This window comes from Vibrio sp. Makdt (assembly GCF_027587015.1).
Lineage (GTDB): Bacteria > Pseudomonadota > Gammaproteobacteria > Enterobacterales > Vibrionaceae > Vibrio > Vibrio chagasii_B.
Genome location: NZ_JAPPTH010000045.1, coordinates 1 through 18153, shown reverse-complemented (window position 1 = coordinate 18153; position 18153 = coordinate 1). Strand labels below are relative to the sequence as shown.

Sequence of the window (18153 nt, the reverse complement as noted above, 5' to 3'; positions counted from 1 at the left end):
AAACAAGAATTCTGTAATATTTAACTCTCAGTTTAACACTACCTTTGAACATAATTCTAAGTCATTATTCTTGCATATGATAGAAGACAAGATTAATGACTTAGAAATCTATTATGTAATTAATGATGATACTCTCCGAAGAGAATTAAATAGAAAGTATGGTGATTATTTTATCTCTACTTCAAGTATACTAGGTCTGCTTAAAGTTCTTCTAGCCCATACCTGGATTACATCATCGTTAGAAACGCCTGTTGGTGGTTTTGGGCTATCGATAAAAAGAAACGTCATTCATTTGGGACATGGTTCACCAATAAAGAAGGTTGGATTAGGAGTTAACTCAAACTCTATTTTAAGGCGCCTGTACTATCATCTGTTGAAAAGTAATTTCTCTTATTTTCTATCAACTTCTAAAGAGTTCGATGATGCATGGGCTGGCTGTCTAGGTCTTCATAATCATAGGGTGGTTAGGGCGCCACAAGCAAGGAATGATAATATAGTTAAATCTCAAGCAACCCCTTTTAATAACAATTATTATTCTATTCTTTATGCCCCGACTTGGAGACCAGGGGCAGATATCGAGTTGTTTCCATTTGATGATTTTGATATCGAACTATTAGAATCGTTTTTAGCTAAAAACGATATACATATTTATCTCAGGATTCACCCTAACTTTTTACAGTCACTTCCTTCTAGTTTCGTTCATCACAGCAACATATTTATTTTGTCAAATGATGAGGTTGAGGATATAAATGAAGTCCTTGGCTCTTTCGATTTGTTAATTACTGATTATTCAAGTATTTACTTCGATTACCTGCTTACACTTAAACCAATTATATTTTTACCATATGATCAAGATAACTATGAAAAAGTTGTGGGTTTCACTATCCCTTACGAAAAGCTATCTCCAGGGCCTAAACCTAGTACTTTCTTAGGTTTCATGTATGAGGTTGAAAATTTTTATAACAATAAAAATAACGATGAATATTACTCACAAAGAAAAGAGGTAAATCATTTGGTAAACCCTACAAAATCAGAGCACGCTCAGACCTGCGCTAGTATTGTGCGAGAGCTTATTAAAGTATAGTTATGTTGTCGTTTTGTATCCTGTGGGCGCTTCAAGTAATATGCGCTTAATACAGTCGACATTAAAGTCATGGCAGCATTCATCTAGCTCACTTAGGAGTCTCTGCATTTCTGGCCAAGTGAGCTTATTCTCCATTGCCGTCATGATTTTTTCGTGGCTAGTTCCTTCGACATTGTCACCGATGAGAAGCTCTTCATATAGCTTCTCACCGGGTCTTAAACCTGTAAATTTGATTTCAACATCACCTTCATCCGAGCTTGAATTAAGGCTTTCCTTCATTCCCATTAAATGTACCATGCGTTTTGCAAGGTCCAGAATTTTAACGGGTTCACCCATATCCAGTACGAAAACTTGTCCATTGTTTCCCATCGCACCAGCCTGAATGACAAGCTGTGCAGCTTCTGGTATTAGCATAAAATAACGGATGATATCTGGATGAGTAACGGTAACAGGGCCGCCAGCTTTAATTTGCTTCTTAAAAAGTGGCACTACCGATCCGGAAGAGCCTAACACATTGCCAAACCTGACCATGGTAAAGACAGTATCTGTCCCTTTATCTGCAAGCGCTTGAAGAACGAGTTCAGCCATCCGTTTACTCGCACCCATTACATTCGTTGGTCTTACGGCTTTGTCGGTTGAAATTAGCGTGAAGTTTTTCACACCGCACTCTATAGCGGCTTGTGCGCAGGATAGTGTCCCAAAAACATTATTACGAATCCCTTCAACAACATTATCCTCGACTAGGGGGACATGCTTGTATGCGGCAGCATGATACAGCGTCTCAATTTCATATGTATTAATGAGTTTTTCAAGACGGTTCTGTCTTTGGACTGAACCTAGAGCGGCAATGATCTGAGTTTGGCTCTTTAAATTTTTCTTTGTAGAAAGTAGTTCTTGTTCAATTTTGTATAGGTTGTACTCATTGAGTTCGAATAGAACTAATGTTTTAGGTTGCTGCGCTAAGATTTGACGACACAACTCTGAACCAATGGAACCACCGGCACCGGTTACCATGACACACTTATTATGAATATTCTTTGCCAGCAATTCACTGTCAGGTGTGATAGGCGCTCTGCCCAATAGATCAGCTACGTCGAGATCTTTGATCTCTGTTGCAGTCGCTTTACCTGCAGCTATGTCCTCTACCGATGGGACAGACTGAATCGCAATAGGCCAATCAGATAATTTTTCTACGAGTCTTAATCGTTTACCTTTATTAATATTATTAATTGCTAGTAATAGCTTTACTGGCTGGTAAAGAGATTGCAGATGTTCAAACTCACTTGGGTGATGGACTTTTAACCCAAATAGAATATTACCTCTTTTGCTCGGGTCGTCATCTAATAATACAACCGGGTTATATTCATCACCGTGTATTAGCGCATATACTAGTTCACGACCAGTAGCTCCCGCACCATAGATAAATACATTGGGCTTTTTGCGTTTTATCATCTGATCATAGGCTGAGCGGATCATTATTCTTGGTCCGCCCAATGTAAGTATGGCTAGCCCGGCATAGATAAATGGAACACTTCTTGGGATAAAGCTATGAAAAAAGAACTCACTAATCACTAATGTTAGAGATGAGATAAATACAGCAAGGAAGATGTGACCGACGGCAGGAAACATCATGTAGCGTAGTACTGCACGATACATCCCAAGTTTGGTGAAGGTGAAGATCGTGACTGAAATTGTCAGGAATAATGTGACCCATTCGTTAGGCCCTACGTCAAAGGTATATGTTCCCAACCTTAAAGCAACGGCAAGGTAAATCGACATTGCTATTGCAAATATGTCGTAGCCAATACTAATTAAGCGCTTATTTTTCCGCTTGGTGTTGAGAATAGCTCGTATTGGCTTAATCATTATTTTCCTTGATAACTTTTAATTCAGTCTAATAAGCTTTAGCTGAGTATTTGATATGAAGATATTTTAATGTTCTTAAGTGCGGTAAGCTAGATGTAATTGGTTGTTATGTGTTGCCTAATCGATTTACTGTTGATTTTGTTTATTATTTGTTCGTTTATTGAGCGGTTTGTTTTATGAAACTTTTGGTTACAGGTAGTACGGGGTTTGTTGGTGCTCGAGTGGTTGAGTTAGCAGAAGCGCGTGATTGGGAAGTAGTTTCTGTAGTTCGTAAGGGTTCCAGAACACAACCTAACTGCTTTTTGGTTTCGTCTATCGGTGCTGAAACTGACTGGTCTGATGCATTCGAAGGTGTAGACTGTGTTGTTCATTGTGCTGCTCGAGTGCATCAAATGAATGAAAATGCGCAAGATGCTTTGGCTGCCTATAGAGATATCAACACCTTTGGCACTTTGAACCTAGCGAAGCAAGCCGCTGAGGCCGGTGTTAAACGGTTTGTGTTCGTCAGCTCTATTAAAGTTAACGGTGAGTTTACCGAACCTAGTTCACCTTTTTTACCTAATCTAGATTATATCCCGAAAGACCCTTACGGTTTGAGTAAGTATGAAGCGGAAGTTGCGCTAGCGAAGCTCTCAAAAGAAACAGGCTTAGAAGTCGTTATTGTTAGGCCCCCACTGGTTTATGGGCCAGGTGTGAAAGCCAATTTCTTATCAATGATGCGTATGGTTGAAAAGGGCATCCCACTTCCATTTGGCGCGATTCATAATAAGAGAAGCTTGGTATATGTAGATAACTTATCAAGTTTGATATTAACTTGTTGTGAGCACCCCGCTGCGCCTGGGCATACCTTCTTGGCTTCTGATAACCAGGATGTTTCGACTAGTCAATTAATAAGAGCTATTGCGCTTTCAATGGATAAATCACCGAGGCTTTTACCGATCCCAATGTCTTGGATAAGGGGCGGCGCATCTGTATTGCGAAAGCAGCATTTAGCCCAAAGAGTATGTGGTAACCTTCAAGTGGAAACTCGCTATACAAAAGAGATCTTGGGTTGGATCCCTCCGGTGACTTTCGAAGACGGGATCAATAAAACCGTAGAAGCATACTTGAAGTCACACTGATGTGTTTCAGCTAATTTGCACCATTCATATCCGTAATTGAGTCAGGTACTCTTTATCAACGAATGTCAGTTACGGCATTCACAATATTCGTTTATCAGAGTTTAAGGCATCCATTTTGATTCGTTTATTAGATTTCTTTTTTGCATTGTTCGGCCTGCTGTTCCTTTGGCCCGTTTTTGTTGTCATTTGTATTCTTGGTTACTTTGACACAGGCTCTCCAGTCTTTTTTCAAACTCGAGTCGGGCGTGACAAAAAGCCATTTACTTTAGTGAAATTCCGCACTATGCCGGTAGAAACACAATCAGTGGCAACTCACTTGGTGGGGGCTAGTTCAGTGACTAAATTGGGTGGGTTCTTACGTAAGACTAAGCTGGATGAACTACCACAGTTATACAACGTTCTGAAAGGTGAAATGAGTTTGGTTGGCCCACGACCATGCTTATTCAACCAGCAAGAGCTCATCAATGAAAGGGAATCGAGAGGCGTGCTGGCGGTAAGGCCCGGTGTTACGGGGTTGGCTCAAATCAATGATATCGATATGTCGACACCCAAGCTATTGGCGGAATGGGATCAACGTATGCTTAAGACTTTAACGACCAAGCTTTACTTTCAATACATCATTCAAACGGTATTAGGAAAAGGGGCTGGTGATCGAGTGTGAGTTGCGATGCTTAAGGCTCACCATATATGAGGCTTGTTCCAACTTTTACAGGTTTGTGTGCTGCAGCCCCTCTAATATGATGCTTTATAAGGTATTGTTTATGATTTACCCATTTACTTGAATGTGGTTATTAACTATCATGTTGTTCAATTAGTTGTTTAAGCTGAGTGCTTTATTTTGAGATATCTAATAAGTAAGAGGTTTTAGGGTAGCTTTACCTCTCTTGCTTGTGGTGTTTTTTCATATCGCTTTCGAAATATCTTGCTTAGTTGATGTTCGGTGTTTCACTCAATCACTTTCGTGAAGGAAAACCGTGCAGTTAAAGTGTCACGATACATGAACAAGTGAGGTGTACTGATATGTCCCTCGTTTGTATCGATATGATTTGCCTATAGCTCAGATTTGCTAGGAAAATCAGCCTCAGTTCAGTTTGAAATATGGAAGATATAATTATATGAAAATGCAGTGGTTAGCTAGGGTTTCACCGTTGTTGTTGCTATCAGCATCAGCTGTCGGAGCTGAAAACTTATACGTAGGCGCTAAAGTCGGTAATGTAACGGCCGATAACTTTGCACCATTAGTCGAAAGCCGCACGGCTATCGATGATTCAGATACGTCTTACGGCTTATTTGTTGGTTACCATATCGTAGACACACTAGCGATCGAAGGTGGTTATAACTACCTTGGTGAGTATGATCTTAAAGATATTGCCGGTGGTAGCTACGAAGCAAGCAGCTTTGATGTTGTTCTAAAAGCGTCTGGCAATGTAACCGATAGCCTAGCGTTATACGCAAAAGGTGGTTTTGCTGTTTATGACTGGAAAGCAAACGGCCCTGGTGTTGAGTCTGACGATTCTGGCGTTACTCCAACGATTGCTTTTGGTTCTGAATACTCGATTACATCAGCGATGAAGGTTGGTATTGAATACCAGCTATATCAAGATATTGGTGGCGTAGATATCGACTCGTTTAATGTTGCTTTGTCACACAGCTTCTAATCATTTGTAGGGATAAATTGTGAAATATAAAATTTTAGCGTTATCAGTCGTTGGTGCAATCCTTGGTGGTTGTGGCAGTGACAACAACAACAGCGTGCCACCTGAGCAAGCGTACCGTAATATCATGGCATTCGACCCTGCAGTTATGGGTATGAAAGGCACCTACAGCTGTGACAATGGCAAAACTGGTTCTCTAGAGGAAACAAACTACTACGGTGTTTCTGAAGTTACTGAACTTACTGTTCTGAACTACCCTGAAACTTGTTCATTTGCTTACAACGCAACAGCAGGTGCAGTGGACGTTTCTAACGGTAAAGATATGAGCAAGGTAAGCTACAAGTTCCCTAAAGGCTTAGCGAACTACGATGACCTTGTTACATCTTCTCCAATCTCTACTTTGATTGAAAAAGAGCTAGACGGTCAACCTTACAATAACTCAGTTGGTGAGCAGATTCTTAATGATCTTGGTTTGGGCGATCTAATAAACAAGGGTCGTGCTACTAGTGTTGCTGACTTCCTACGTCGTACACAAGAGATTATTGAAGATCTTCCTGCAGACGAAGCTAGCTTAGTGTCAGCGACAGCGGCAGTGCTTTCTGACGTACTTGTAGTAAGTTCTGATAAGTCAGCAACTGAGATCTCTAAAGCTTCTGTTGCAATTACAAAGGAAGTGATCAAGACCTACCCAGATTACCCTACAGCTCCTGGTGGTGATGATATTTACCTAGATCTAACTAAAGATCCAGATTTCATTAAAGGTGTTGTTGAGGACCCTACTAAGGATGTGACCATTCCTGATTCAGCAGAACAACCATCTAAACCTGTGCCTAATCCAGATGAAGGTACTCCACCACCAACTGGTGGTACTGGTGGTACTGGTGGTACTGGTGGCGGCGGTAACGGCGGTGGTACTGGCGGCTAATTTTAAGATTGATAATAAAAGGCACCACTCGGTGCCTTTTTTACATGCTGTTACTATCAACATAGTTACAATCAAACATAGTCGCTATTCAACTAGCCACTTGCGAATTCTGTTATAACCAATGCATACCAATGAAAATACTCAGCCACTCTAGAAACGCAGCGCTCATTGCATCCGTCAGTGCATTAGCTCTTGCTCCCAATGCCTACGCTGTCGATAACCTAATGTCGTCCCAAAGCTATACTGGCGCGATCATTGTGCCCAATGCTCAAGTGATGGACACCGGAGATATCTCTTTCCTCTATGGTCAAGGTGTACCGTACAGAGGAAAAACCAGCGAGCTAGACAATATTTTGTTCAGTGTTGGTCTATTTGAAGGCTTTGAAGCCGCGGGGCGAATTGTTACAAAAACGTATAACTGTCATGGGTACTCAAATGTGCCACACTACGACCCCAATTGTGGTGGCAGTGGCGGACCTGGTATTCGAGATCTATCAGCATCGTTAAAATACCAACTTCCTTTTGTAAAAGATTGGACTGGGTTTGATCTGGCTTTAGGTGTTCAAGATTTAGGTGGTGCTGCCAGCAACTTTGAGACCTTCTATGCGGTTGCTGATTACCAACCTGATTTTGTACCCGCAAGGTTTAGTGCAGGTTACGGTAAGTCAGAGGTGAGTCATGGTGTTCTAAATGGGCCATTTGCTAGTTTAGAGTATCAGCCACTGGACTTTGTTCAGCTTATTGCAGAGCATGATTCTCACCAATTTAATGCTGGCCTTAAGGTGTTTACACCAGAACATTATTTACCACTGGATACGCAGTTATCTTTTCAATACCAGTTTTATACCAGTGGTAATGCCGATATCGATATTTGGTCGGTAGCGGCATCAACCCCTCTAATGGGCTTCTCCGAGTCTCGCCGAGTTAATGAGTTAACCCTAGAAGACAAGATAGCTGTAGAACAAGCGCATCATAAATTCGCCGGTCTGGTTCAGCTTAAAAAAGCACTGGTCGATGAAGGTTTTCTTAATGTGAGAATCTCTGCGGACGATATTGGTTTAAACGTCGCGTTAGAAAACCGCCGTTATAACCGTAACCAAGTGGATGGCGTCGGTGTGGCTTTAGGTATCATCTCTTCTTATGTGGGAGAGGGCATGCTTCAAGATCTCGGCGTTAAGAATTACCAACAGCAAAACATTCGTTTGTTTAACTTGGTCAACGACATGCCGATGATGGAAGTGATCACTAGCGCACCGTGTTACCGCGAGTTTGTAAAAACAGGTGAGCCTTGTAAAACACTGCTTGTTCGTACCTCTGATGTTAAAAAGAGCTACGCCAAAGCGAATTTTGGTGAAGAGGTTACTCGTTCTGGTTTCGGCCGAACACAGGTGATTGTGTCTCCAGCTTTGTATCACAACACGGCGACAGAGTACGGTGTATTCGATTACTCGCTAGCACTGGCGACGAACTTGTACACACCGCTTTGGAAAGGTGCCGCTTTGGATGTCCGACATGTGATGCCACTGGCAGAGAGTGATGACTTTGAAGAAGGTAGAATTTGGGGTGATGACGCGTTTGAGAATGAAGTGGATAGGGTTCTTTTCCATCAAGCACTCCAGCTGCCTTACAACCTCACCACTCAATTCTCATTCGGGCAAGTCTACGGAAACTATTTGGGTGTCTTGAATGAAACCCAGTATGCGAGCAATAGTGGTCGTCACATACTGGGTACTGAATTCGCAAACTTTTCCGCTCAAGATAAGTACGACTCTAGAGGCAAAGCTATCTTAGATGCGACTCCAATGATTGGCCATTACACTTACTCAAGACCAGACTGGAACTGGCAAGGTAAAGTGCAAGCTGGTCAATTCTGGAAAGGCGATGAAGGAGTACGTGTTACCACCAGTCACTGGCTAGGCGATGTAAGGGTTGATGCTTCGTACCAAACGACAAAAGCGGTTGGTAAAAGTGAATATGAAGACTTTGTGACGCTGGGCATCGCGATTCCTTTAACACTATGGCGTGATATGAGCCCAGGTTACGTACAGTTGCGCGGTATTGATCAATTTGTATACGCACTACAAACTCGTGTTGGTGAAACTCATAACCAACTTGGTACAGGCTTAGGTGTCGATACTGGCTTACAACACAATATTGAAAGGCAGTACTTCAACCGTAACCGCACTGGTGCAAGTTACTACCATGAAAACCGACAGCGCTTACGTAATGCTTACCTAAAATACTTAGAAGCCGTTAAGTAGCGTAAACATAAAATGGAGAGCCAACACCAAGTGTTGGCTCTTTTTTTGCTCTTGCTCTTGCTCTTAGCTCTTAGTATCTCGTTTACCCGCATCTCTCATCTATTCTTGCGCTCTTAAGCTTTTCGCATCCCGTTTACTCGCATCTCGTTACTGCTCTTCCCCCCTTAAAACCATTCAACTAGGTTGATAATAAACACAATCTTGTGGATAATGCATACGGATTAAATAAACGTCACGTAAACGCTCGATTTGCTACGTTTTAGTTCAAAATCCCTAGATAAATCATAGATTGATGGGGATACATTTTATACGCAGTGTGGTGTCGCGGAGTACCAAGGGGCGGTAGCGTCTTTTGGGTTCATTCTTTTGATACTAATTGGAAGCAGGGTCACAGTTAGTGTTGCCCCCTGCTCTTTTGAATGCAGCGTAACTGATAAAATGATTCGTTTAATTCCTTATGGGTGTCCTTTGGGGTATCACAACACATTCCGTTTCTAGAACTTGGTTAACATGAAGATTAATAAAAATCGTCTCCTTTTGGCGCTCCTTCCTGTATTACTTGCAGGGTGTACGACTCCAGGTAGTCACCTATCTACTGGTGGCAAGAATGTGATTCAGACTTCTGAAGATCAGCAAGAGTCTGATATTTCTGAAGTGGTGAACGTTTACCCACTTACCGCACAGTCCGTCTCTACTTACCAAACGGGCGAAGTGTCGGTTTCAAGAGCAAACCCTGAGCTAGACGTAGACATCGCAAAGTATGAATACAAAGTGGGCGTTGGTGATATCTTAAATATTACGATTTGGGATCACCCTGAGTTGACCATTCCAGCCGGTTCTTACCGCAGTAGCACCGAAGCCGGTAACTGGGTACATGCTGATGGCACCATCTTCTATCCTTATATCGGCACCGTAGAAGTGGCAGGTAAAACGGTTCGTGAAATTCGAGCTGACATCGCGACACGTTTGGCTAAATACATCGAAAGCCCACAAGTCGATGTTAACGTAGCGGCGTTTCGTTCTAAAAAAACCTACATCACAGGCGAAGTGTCTAAACCGGGCCAGCAGCCGATCACCAATATCCCATTAACGCTACTTGATGCCGTTAACCGCTCTGGTGGCCTTTCAGAAGATGCGGATTGGCGGAATGTGTCATTAACGCGCAACGGGGTAGAAGAGACTCTATCGCTGTATGGCTTAATGCAGCGTGGTGATTTAACGCAAAACCGTTTGCTGCAAGCGGGTGACATTGTTCACGTGCCGCGTAACGATAATCAAAAAGTCTTCGTAATGGGTGAAGTGAAAGAGCCTAAACTTCTTAAGATCGACCGCGTGGGCATGAGCCTAACGGAAGCGCTAAGCAATGTTGGCGGTATCAACGAACTGACTGCAGATGCAACGGGTGTGTTTGTGATTCGTACCTCTGATGATAAATCAGAGCGTATGGCAGACATCTATCAGCTAGACATTGAAGACGCGTCGGCGTTAGTGATTGGTACCGAGTTTGATTTAAAACCTTACGATGTGGTTTACGTAACGGCAGCACCGATCAGCCGCTGGAACCGTGTGATTGGTCAATTACTACCGACAATCAACGGATTCAATAACTTGACTGAAGGTGTACAGCGTATTCGTACTTGGCCGTAGGCTAAGAGAGAATGGCAATCAGGTCGCATGTTGAATGCGGCCTGATTTTTATATTTATACCCAGGTCACTTCGGGATCCTTGAATCCTGCCTATTAAAGTCGCTTGGGAGTACAAGCCCAATACAATTTGAGACAGCTATGTTTAATAAAATTTTAGTCGTGTGCGTGGGCAACATTTGCCGCTCTCCAACAGGAGAGCGCGTTCTGCAACAATTACTTCCAGGCAAAGAGATAGCCTCTGCCGGAATCGCGGCCGAAAAGAGCCGTTTACTTGGTAAGCCAGCCGATGAGACCGCGATTTTAATCGCAGCAGAAAATGGCGTAGATGTCGAAAACCATCAAGCGCAGCAAGTGACGCCTCAGCTTTGTGCTCAATACGATTTGATCTTGGTGATGGAGAAGGGCCACTTAGAAGCGCTCACTCAGATCTCACCCGAAGCACGCGGTAAAACCATGTTGTTCGGTCAGTGGATTGGTCAGAAAGACATTCCCGATCCGCACCGTCAAAGCCGAGAAGCATTTGAATACGCTTATCAGTTGATAGACGAAGCTGCGCAAGCATGGGCAAAAAAGCTGTAGCTTGAGGCTTCGCGTTTAATCCGTGTATACGCCATTGACCGTCGAAGCGTCGAAGCGTCGAACCGTCACAAAGGCAACAATAACAGAATCATAGACAAGAGGTGCGTCGTTCACCCTCTTGAATAGCAATAATTTAGGAAGTAGCAAACAAATGACAACACAACCCTCCCAGCAATCGCATACAGATAACTCTGATGAGATAGATTTAGGAAAACTGCTTGGTATCTTATTAGATGCTAAATGGCTAATCATGCTCACCACATTCATCTTTGCTGTGCTTGGTATTGCGTTTGCGCTACTTTCAACACCGATCTACAAAGCCGATGCGCTGATTCAAATTGAAGAGAAGAGCTCTGGTGGTATCTCCTCTATGGTCGGCGATATGGGCGAGCTATTCTCGCAGGAGTCATCAGCCACCACCGAAGTCGAGATCATCAAATCGCGCATGATCTTAGGCGAAACGGTGGATAAATTTAACCTTACCACGGTGACTACACCAATTTACGCACCCATCGTTGGTAAAGGCTTTGCACGCTTAACCGGTGACATCAACCATATTGCGGTAAGCCGTTTTACCTTGCCAAGCTATGCGAGCGATTACTCACACACTATCCAGATTCTTGATGCCGAGCAAGGCACATACCAACTGGTGCGTGATGACGAGCGCGTTATCCTACAAGGTAAAGTGGGGGAGCTGGCAACAGCCGACGATTACAGCCTGTTTGTGGCGGGTTTTGAATCTCACAACGGTTTCGAATTCTCAATTGAGAAACAAAGCCGACTCGAAGCGATCGAATGGCTGAAAAAATCCTTGTCTTTGTCTGAGCAGGGTAAGCAAACCGGCATTCTGAAGCTGAGCTTTGAAGGCGAAAACAAACAGCAGATCATTGAGATCCTTAATCACATCAGCCAGATCTACTTTTTACAAAATGTGAAGCGCAATTCAGCAGAAGCAGAAAAGAGCCTAGAGTTCTTAGAAAGCCACCTTCCAGGTATTAAGTCTGAGCTGACTGGCTATGAAGACACGCTAAACAACTATCGCCAGAAGAACGAATCGATCGACCTGGGCTTAGAAGCACAATCGACGCTCAAGGTAATGGTAGAGCTTGAAGCGCAATTGAATGAACTGACGTTTAAAGAGAGTGAGATCAGCCAGCGCTTCACCAAAGATCACCCCGCTTATAAATCACTGCTTGATAAGCGCAAAACGCTGCTACGTGAGAAAGACCGCCTGAACGAACAGATTCAAAAGTTACCTAAAACGCAGCGTGAAGTACTGCGTATGACACGCGATGTAGAAGTGAACCAACAAATCTACATTCAGCTGTTAAACAAGGTGCAAGAGCTGAGCATCATTAAAGCGGGTACTGTAGGTAACGTTCGTATTCTAGATGACGCACAAGCGTATAAGCGCGCCGTTAAACCTAAGAAGCCTCTAATCGTAGTATTAGCGACCTTGCTAGGCGGTATGTTGAGTGTGGCGTTTGTATTAGTGAAAGCGGCGTTCCACCGCGGTGTGGAAAGCCCAGATCAAATTGAACAAATTGGTTTGCCGGTTTACGCAGCAGTACCAAAATCAGATTTACAAATTGAGCTAACCAACCGCTTTAAATCGAAGAAAATACAAACCAAAGGCGCGCAGGCACTGCTGGCAGAATCTAACCCGGCAGACCTTTCCGTTGAAGCGCTGCGTGGCCTTCGTACCAGCCTGCACTTTGCCATGCTTGAAGCGAAAAACAACGTGTTGATGATCTCTGGCCCGGCGCCAGGCATTGGTAAATCTTTCATCTCGACCAACTTTGCGGCCGTAGCGGCTAAAACAGGCCAGAAAGTGCTGATCATTGATGCCGATATGCGCAAAGGTTACCTACAGCAAAGCTTTGGTGTGAAATGGGAAAACGGCCTTTCTGATGTATTGAGCAACAAACAAGAGTTCACTCAATCTATCAAAGCTACACCAGTAGAAAACCTAGATATTCTTACTCGCGGCCAAGTGCCACCCAACCCATCGGAGCTGCTGATGCACCCACGCTTTGCAGAGCTGATGGAGTGGGCATCAAAAGAGTATGATTTGGTGATTGTCGATACTCCGCCAGTATTAGCGGTAACCGACCCGAGCATCGTAGGTGCTTTTGCTGGCACAACACTAATGGTGGCACGTTACGGTCAAAACACCCTTAAAGAGATCGACGTTGCTCGTAACCGCTTCGAACAATCAGGCATTGAAGTGAAAGGCGTTATCTTCAACGCCATCGAGAAGAAAGCATCAAGCTCATACGGCTACGGTTACTACAACTACGCGTATTCGAGCGATAAGAAATAAAGAGCGGTAACGAGATGCGAGTAATCGGGTAAACGAAAAGCTAAAAGGCAGATGCGAGATTCGAGTGGCGAGAATGAAAAACACCACTCGAATCCGCTCTTCATCTTTTTATCTCTTCGTTACTCGTTTACCCGCTACCCGCGTCTATTCTTTTAAGCTCTTCGTATCTCGATACCCGTCACCAGTATCTGCTCCTTTAGCTCTTCGTTTACTCGAATCTCGCTACTCGCATCCGCTCTTCAGCTCTTCGCGTCTCGTATACTCGTATCCCTCATCTGCTCTTCTACTTTTTAATCACCCCTCCCGTTAAATACAATCCAACCGCAGCTAACACCGGATAACCAAACGCTTCATTGGTCATTTCTCCCAACGGTTTCCAATCGTAACCGTGCATGCAGCCAACAATGACCATCACATGAAGTGCAACATAGGGTATGGTGAACAACAATACAATGTAGCGTTGCACCAATTTAAAAGGTTCATACGCTTTTAGTAGTGCTAGCTTGTGCTTCGCCTTTTCTTCATCAGTAAAAAACATCGCATCTCCTGTGTTGGTGAGTGCATCTAACCCTTTGCTAATGGAAGACTGGCTTCCAAATATTCTCCCGAACAACGTCATACTGCTCCTTAGTTTATTGATTGGCTTTGACCGCCTATATAGCCTTTGACTGTATAACCTTCTCGCTCTTTACCTCTGCTCCTTATGTCTTCGCATCCCGCAACTGCTCTTCAAGCTCTTCTCATCTCGCTTACTCGCATCCCGTACTGCTCTTCAAGCTCTTCTCATCTCGCTTACTCGAATCTCGCATCTGCTCTTTAAGCTTTTCTCATCTCGCTTACTCGCATCCCGCAACTGCTCTTCAAGCTCTTCGCATCTCGCTTACTCGCATCCCGCATCTGCTCTTTTAGCTTTTCGTTTACCCGAATCTCGCATCCCGCATCTGCTCTTCAGCTCTTCGAATCCCGTTTACTCGCATCCCGCATCTGCTCTTAATCTCATCACCGGACACGCCTTATTCACTCCCCAATCTTTATGGCCCTTTACCGCTTCATCTGAAATAGAGAACTGTTCTTGCAACGCTGCCACCAAGCCAAACAGTGCCTTACGTTGCGAAAACGTGAAATTATCGTCTGGTTGCTGCTTTGCGTTACAGCCACCGATCATACAAACCCCGATATTATTTTTGTTGTGCCCTTTCACATGTGCGCCAGTCTGCGACAGCGGCCTACCTAGCTCTACCTTGCCATCACGACGAATCACAAAGTGATACCCCACATCGCGCCAGCCTCTCTTTTTATGCCAGCGGCGAATGTCATCCACGCCTATGTCTTGCTGTGGTGACGTGGCGCTGCAATGCACGGTAATAAAAGAGAAAGCCGAACCGGCGGGAAGGTGACACAAAAAGGAACAAAGGGATAAAGATTGACCCATTAATCGCGGCCATTGAGTTCGATGAGTTGCTGGTGGAGTGCGTGACAAAATGCTTCCTCATGTTGTTGTAACCATTGTTGGGATGCAGGTACCTGGCTTAGTTCCGAATTGCTACGTTTTAGCCAAGCACGTTCCACAGTTTTCGCGTAAGCGTCGTGATAGCGCACATGGCGAAGGTAAGTAATGTAATAACCAAGGGTTTCGCGCTTGCTAGCTCTGCTTATTGCCCAACAAAAATCCTCGTAGTTAACAGCAGCAAAGCCAATGTGTTCTGGTGATACGCCATATACCGAGTTCTGATCTGAGCAACAGCGAGAGTTAGAGTGCGGATAAGGGAGGGAGTAAGAGCAGCACTCTGCACTGGCCATGTTTCCTCGGTAGGTGGAAATAAAAAGAGAGATGATTGCCTTCATTGAACACCTTATGGTTGCTACGGGGGAGGCAATGTAATTCAAGATTTGCGATTAGGGTTGCCGTTGCTCATCATTAAAAAAAGGCTTAGCTAAAAAGTGAGAGGTGTTTCCCAAAACACCTGCTTGATAGGTTTGATGTTGCATATCGGTTCGAGCCAATTAACTAAACATTTTTTCTTACAACTTATCTCACGGGCGTTGCGCCCCCAATCCTTAAAAAAGTGTTGTTAATGCTCTGACTATCAATGGATCTCTTGATGAATCAACCGATAACAAGGAGCGTTAATGATGTGTGTTTCTCTCATTCTTTCTTTTATGCCACTGAAAACCGGCTCGCCAATTAGCAAATTGGTACTGTTAAAATTGGCCGATAATGCCGACGCGCGCGGCGTGTGTTTCCCCTCGTTGAATTACTTAGCGCAATATTGCGAAGTGTCGCTAAGAACCGTGACACGACACGTTAACGAGCTGGAAAAGCAAGGTTTTTTACAGCGGATAAAGCGCTTTGATGATTCAGGGCGCCAGCGCAGCAACTTGTACCAACTGCGTGTGCCAGAAGGTTGCCATATTGAGCAGCGCGACTTAACTCATGACACCACACAGCCCGCTGCTGTATCGGTAACGGATCCAGTAGCCAATACCATACAGCCAACAACTGTAACAGCAAGCGCCCTTGTACAGGCGAATACGCTTGCCGTAAACACCATACACCAGCCTAATACAGATCAATCCGACACCCACCAGGAGGCCAACCGATCCAACACGGAGAGTGATCCCCTGGCACACATAATCTCTCATAAAGAACATAAAACAGGGCTGAGCCTAAAAACTAACACGCTCGAGAAGAGTCCCTCAGAGAACACAGTGGTAGAACGAGGAGATACCAGCACAACGGATACGCACAGTTCGAAGAGCAAAAGCACGGACATCACAGGTACTAACGCCGAAATCTCGGACGCCAAACACTCGGATACCAAGAGCCCAGATGACGCGGTGATTCACCTGCTTACCCAAGAGGGAAGTGCACCGATTTATCATGAGTTCTTTACCATATTAGAGAGCACCTATCCCAACTTAGATGTGCTGCAACAACTGCACGCCATGCAAGCCTGGTTGTACATTAATCCCGATAAACGTAAACCGTTTGAGCACATTGGCCACTTTGTAAATGGCTGGCTAAGAAGAAGTGCGAAAGCCAAAACGAGCAAGGGCACATTCACACCAACAAAGCGAGCCAAAGGGGCAAAGCCAATCAAGCGCAAACCACCAATGCAGCAGGCGCAAGCAAACCTTATGAAAGAACAACCGCGAAGTAACCACTTACCTCACCAGCATAGCCAATCAGCAACAACGCCAGTGGCCCAAGAACTAGCCGAATACCAAAGCAATCACACCCACAATCCTTTTGAAGCACGCATTAAAGCGCTCATTCAATCGAAAGCGCAGATGAGAGGTGACACTGAGTGAAGCCAAGCTCGTAGCAACCAAAGCAGGGAGCAACCAAAACCAAGCAACATAATTGAGAAGGCAATAAAAATAGAGGAAAGCGTAACATGGAAGATACAGGCTTAAAAAAACTGACCACTGAACAGCAAGCCACGCTTTTGGCCAAAGAAGTCGCGCGAGTAGAAGGGCGAATTGGAGAGTTCTTAAAACTACTGGTGAGCCATTACCCACAAGGCTTAACCCGCACTGAAATCAAAACACTACTGGCGGTGAACACCAACCCCAGTTTTGTTTCTTTGTACCGTAACGGCAAAATATTCATCGATATAGAAAAGCGCTACTGCGACGCAGCACAAGAAAACCGATACTACATAGGGACGCAATACCTGCAAGACGTACAATGCTTCCGTTGGGTGAATGCGTGGTGAGATCTTGGTTCAAATTTCAAACTAGTCAATATGCACTTACTTTGCTAGAATGCGCATCAAATTAGAAACCGTATGAAAACCGCATTAACATGAAGTACGGTGAAACCATGATTTATTGCCTTTAGGAGCCAAACCTAAGGGCGGTAGCGTGCCTGAATACAGCTTGCAGCAAAGTAAAAAGCTGTATTTTTTGAATCAAGCACTAACTGCGTAAGTTTAGAAAAGCCTTACTAGCGAATAGATGAGTTTATTAGAGCATTGAAAACTAGAAGCACTGGTGATTAGACGTTGCTTTTAAAGAGGGTGAATGTCGGATACGTCTAGAGTAAGCTAGTGAGAATTTAGCAGTTATAAGACATATTGCTTTATACCTGCTGACGGAAGAAACTAGCTTCAAAGCTGGGGTAAAAGACAGCAAAAAAGCGAACTGTAACAATAGTTACCTTTGTAAGTCCTTGCTGGGCAGGACTTCGTAATCTTGCTTTGGGTTTTAGCACCTTAAAGTTATAAGTAATGATAGAAACAAGTGAGTCTGCGCCTTTTGGTCAGGCCATATCGAAAACTTTTCGGCTGCAGAGGTACATACCGTTTTAGAGAGGTAATAAACAGTGTTTCCTTACATGCTCATTCATGCATTTCCGAAGCCGCTATATTGGACTTAAGCACCTTGTTTTAATCATCATATTTATTTAGTCAATGAAAGTTCGACTAGATTTATAATTCAAACATAAGTTATGTATAGGTTTACAAATGGAAAGTAAATTTCAAAGGATAATTTTAAGGTGTTATCTTGCTGTTTTTTGTTATAGATTTTTCAAAAATAAAAATATAAAAAATTTTGGTTTTTATTCTGTGAAAAACGCATCAAAAGTTAAAGTTATGGGGAAGCTAAACATCAATGATGGCGTTTATATCAATGGTAAAGGTGGAGTCATATTTGGTGATAATGTGATGCTTTCCGCTGGTTGTAAAA

16 protein-coding genes are annotated in these 18153 nt (G+C 43.7%); 12 read left to right on the top strand and 4 right to left on the bottom strand.

All coding sequences use genetic code 11. The annotated features are described in order from the left end of the window. Nucleotides 1–1084: CDP-glycerol glycerophosphotransferase family protein (locus OH460_RS26740; RefSeq protein WP_270000140.1), on the top strand; the 1084-nt coding region annotated here is incomplete at its 5' end. Here OH460_RS26740 and OH460_RS26735 read toward each other — a convergent pair. Continuing rightward, the gene (locus OH460_RS26735; RefSeq protein ID WP_270000139.1) at nt 1085–2950 is read right to left on the bottom strand and encodes a nucleoside-diphosphate sugar epimerase/dehydratase; all 1866 of its coding nucleotides are present in this window, start codon (nt 2948–2950) and stop codon (nt 1085–1087) included. A gap of 176 nt (nt 2951–3126) precedes the next feature. Between OH460_RS26735 and OH460_RS26730 the strand changes: the two genes are divergently transcribed. From OH460_RS26730 to OH460_RS26695, 8 genes are all read left to right on the top strand, one after another. Continuing rightward, complete coding sequence (locus OH460_RS26730; RefSeq protein ID WP_270000138.1) at nt 3127–4071, top strand: UDP-glucose 4-epimerase family protein; 945 nt, start codon at nt 3127–3129, stop codon at nt 4069–4071. Nucleotides 4072–4183: 112 nt separating this feature from the next. Next, nucleotides 4184–4732, top strand: coding sequence for a sugar transferase (locus OH460_RS26725; protein WP_270000143.1), 549 nt, complete (start codon nt 4184–4186; stop codon nt 4730–4732). 454 nt (nt 4733–5186) lie between these two features. Continuing rightward, nucleotides 5187–5729 (top strand): outer membrane beta-barrel protein, encoded by a 543-nt coding sequence (locus OH460_RS26720; RefSeq protein ID WP_008219136.1) that lies wholly within the window; start codon nt 5187–5189, stop codon nt 5727–5729. 19 nt (nt 5730–5748) lie between these two features. Further along, the gene (locus OH460_RS26715) at nt 5749–6651 is read left to right on the top strand and encodes a serine/threonine protein kinase (RefSeq protein WP_270000137.1); all 903 of its coding nucleotides are present in this window, start codon (nt 5749–5751) and stop codon (nt 6649–6651) included. A gap of 131 nt (nt 6652–6782) precedes the next feature. After that, nucleotides 6783–8912: a YjbH domain-containing protein gene (locus tag OH460_RS26710; RefSeq protein WP_270000136.1), complete on the top strand. Its 2130-nt coding sequence runs from the start codon at nt 6783–6785 to the stop codon at nt 8910–8912. A gap of 510 nt (nt 8913–9422) precedes the next feature. After that, complete coding sequence (locus tag OH460_RS26705; RefSeq protein ID WP_102424682.1) at nt 9423–10559, top strand: polysaccharide export protein; 1137 nt, start codon at nt 9423–9425, stop codon at nt 10557–10559. A 138-nt stretch (nt 10560–10697) separates the two neighbouring features. Next, nucleotides 10698–11138 (top strand): low molecular weight protein-tyrosine-phosphatase, encoded by a 441-nt coding sequence (locus OH460_RS26700; protein WP_102424683.1) that lies wholly within the window; start codon nt 10698–10700, stop codon nt 11136–11138. A 151-nt stretch (nt 11139–11289) separates the two neighbouring features. Then, a complete protein-coding gene (locus OH460_RS26695; RefSeq protein WP_270000135.1) occupies nt 11290–13461 on the top strand; it encodes a polysaccharide biosynthesis tyrosine autokinase in 2172 nt (723 codons plus the stop codon). A gap of 283 nt (nt 13462–13744) precedes the next feature. On the opposite strand, the gene OH460_RS26690 is transcribed toward OH460_RS26695, so the two are convergent. The 3 genes from OH460_RS26690 to OH460_RS26680 all read right to left on the bottom strand — a co-directional run bounded on the left by OH460_RS26690 (nt 13745) and on the right by OH460_RS26680 (nt 15306). Then, nucleotides 13745–14080: a hypothetical protein gene (locus tag OH460_RS26690; RefSeq protein WP_270000134.1), complete on the bottom strand. Its 336-nt coding sequence runs from the start codon at nt 14078–14080 to the stop codon at nt 13745–13747. 348 nt (nt 14081–14428) lie between these two features. Next, nucleotides 14429–14893 (bottom strand): N-acetylmuramoyl-L-alanine amidase, encoded by a 465-nt coding sequence (locus OH460_RS26685; protein WP_270000142.1) that lies wholly within the window; start codon nt 14891–14893, stop codon nt 14429–14431. Further along, nucleotides 14893–15306: a hypothetical protein gene (locus tag OH460_RS26680; protein WP_270000133.1), complete on the bottom strand. Its 414-nt coding sequence runs from the start codon at nt 15304–15306 to the stop codon at nt 14893–14895. The genes OH460_RS26685 and OH460_RS26680 overlap by 1 nt, the downstream gene beginning before the upstream one ends. 288 nt (nt 15307–15594) lie before the next feature. Between OH460_RS26680 and OH460_RS26675 the strand changes: the two genes are divergently transcribed. From OH460_RS26675 to OH460_RS26665, 3 genes are all read left to right on the top strand, one after another. After that, nucleotides 15595–16773 carry a helix-turn-helix domain-containing protein gene (locus OH460_RS26675; protein WP_270000141.1) on the top strand — a complete coding sequence of 393 codons (1179 nt, stop codon included), beginning with the start codon at nt 15595–15597 and terminating at the stop codon, nt 16771–16773. 86 nt (nt 16774–16859) lie between these two features. Further along, nucleotides 16860–17180: a hypothetical protein gene (locus OH460_RS26670; RefSeq protein ID WP_270000132.1), complete on the top strand. Its 321-nt coding sequence runs from the start codon at nt 16860–16862 to the stop codon at nt 17178–17180. Nucleotides 17181–17930: 750 nt separating this feature from the next. Next, nucleotides 17931–18153, top strand: a 223-nt coding sequence (locus tag OH460_RS26665; RefSeq protein WP_270000131.1) for a hypothetical protein, incomplete at its 3' end; no start/stop codon positions are given.

Excerpts from the sequence above, each read along its gene's own strand:
- OH460_RS26735 (WP_270000139.1), bottom strand. The coding sequence starts at position 2,950 with ATGATTAAGCCAATACGAGCTATTCTCAACACCAAGCGGAAAAATAAG.
- OH460_RS26730 (WP_270000138.1), top strand. The coding sequence starts at position 3,127 with ATGAAACTTTTGGTTACAGGTAGTACGGGGTTTGTTGGTGCTCGAGTG.
- OH460_RS26720 (WP_008219136.1), top strand. The coding sequence starts at position 5,187 with ATGAAAATGCAGTGGTTAGCTAGGGTTTCACCGTTGTTGTTGCTATCA.
- OH460_RS26710 (WP_270000136.1), top strand. The coding sequence starts at position 6,783 with ATGAAAATACTCAGCCACTCTAGAAACGCAGCGCTCATTGCATCCGTC.
- OH460_RS26705 (WP_102424682.1), top strand. The coding sequence starts at position 9,423 with ATGAAGATTAATAAAAATCGTCTCCTTTTGGCGCTCCTTCCTGTATTA.
- OH460_RS26700 (WP_102424683.1), top strand. The coding sequence starts at position 10,698 with ATGTTTAATAAAATTTTAGTCGTGTGCGTGGGCAACATTTGCCGCTCT.
- OH460_RS26695 (WP_270000135.1), top strand. The coding sequence starts at position 11,290 with ATGACAACACAACCCTCCCAGCAATCGCATACAGATAACTCTGATGAG.
- OH460_RS26690 (WP_270000134.1), bottom strand. The coding sequence starts at position 14,080 with ATGACGTTGTTCGGGAGAATATTTGGAAGCCAGTCTTCCATTAGCAAA.
- OH460_RS26685 (WP_270000142.1), bottom strand. The coding sequence starts at position 14,893 with ATGGGTCAATCTTTATCCCTTTGTTCCTTTTTGTGTCACCTTCCCGCC.
- OH460_RS26680 (WP_270000133.1), bottom strand. The coding sequence starts at position 15,306 with ATGAAGGCAATCATCTCTCTTTTTATTTCCACCTACCGAGGAAACATG.
- OH460_RS26675 (WP_270000141.1), top strand. The coding sequence starts at position 15,595 with ATGTGTGTTTCTCTCATTCTTTCTTTTATGCCACTGAAAACCGGCTCG.
- OH460_RS26670 (WP_270000132.1), top strand. The coding sequence starts at position 16,860 with ATGGAAGATACAGGCTTAAAAAAACTGACCACTGAACAGCAAGCCACG.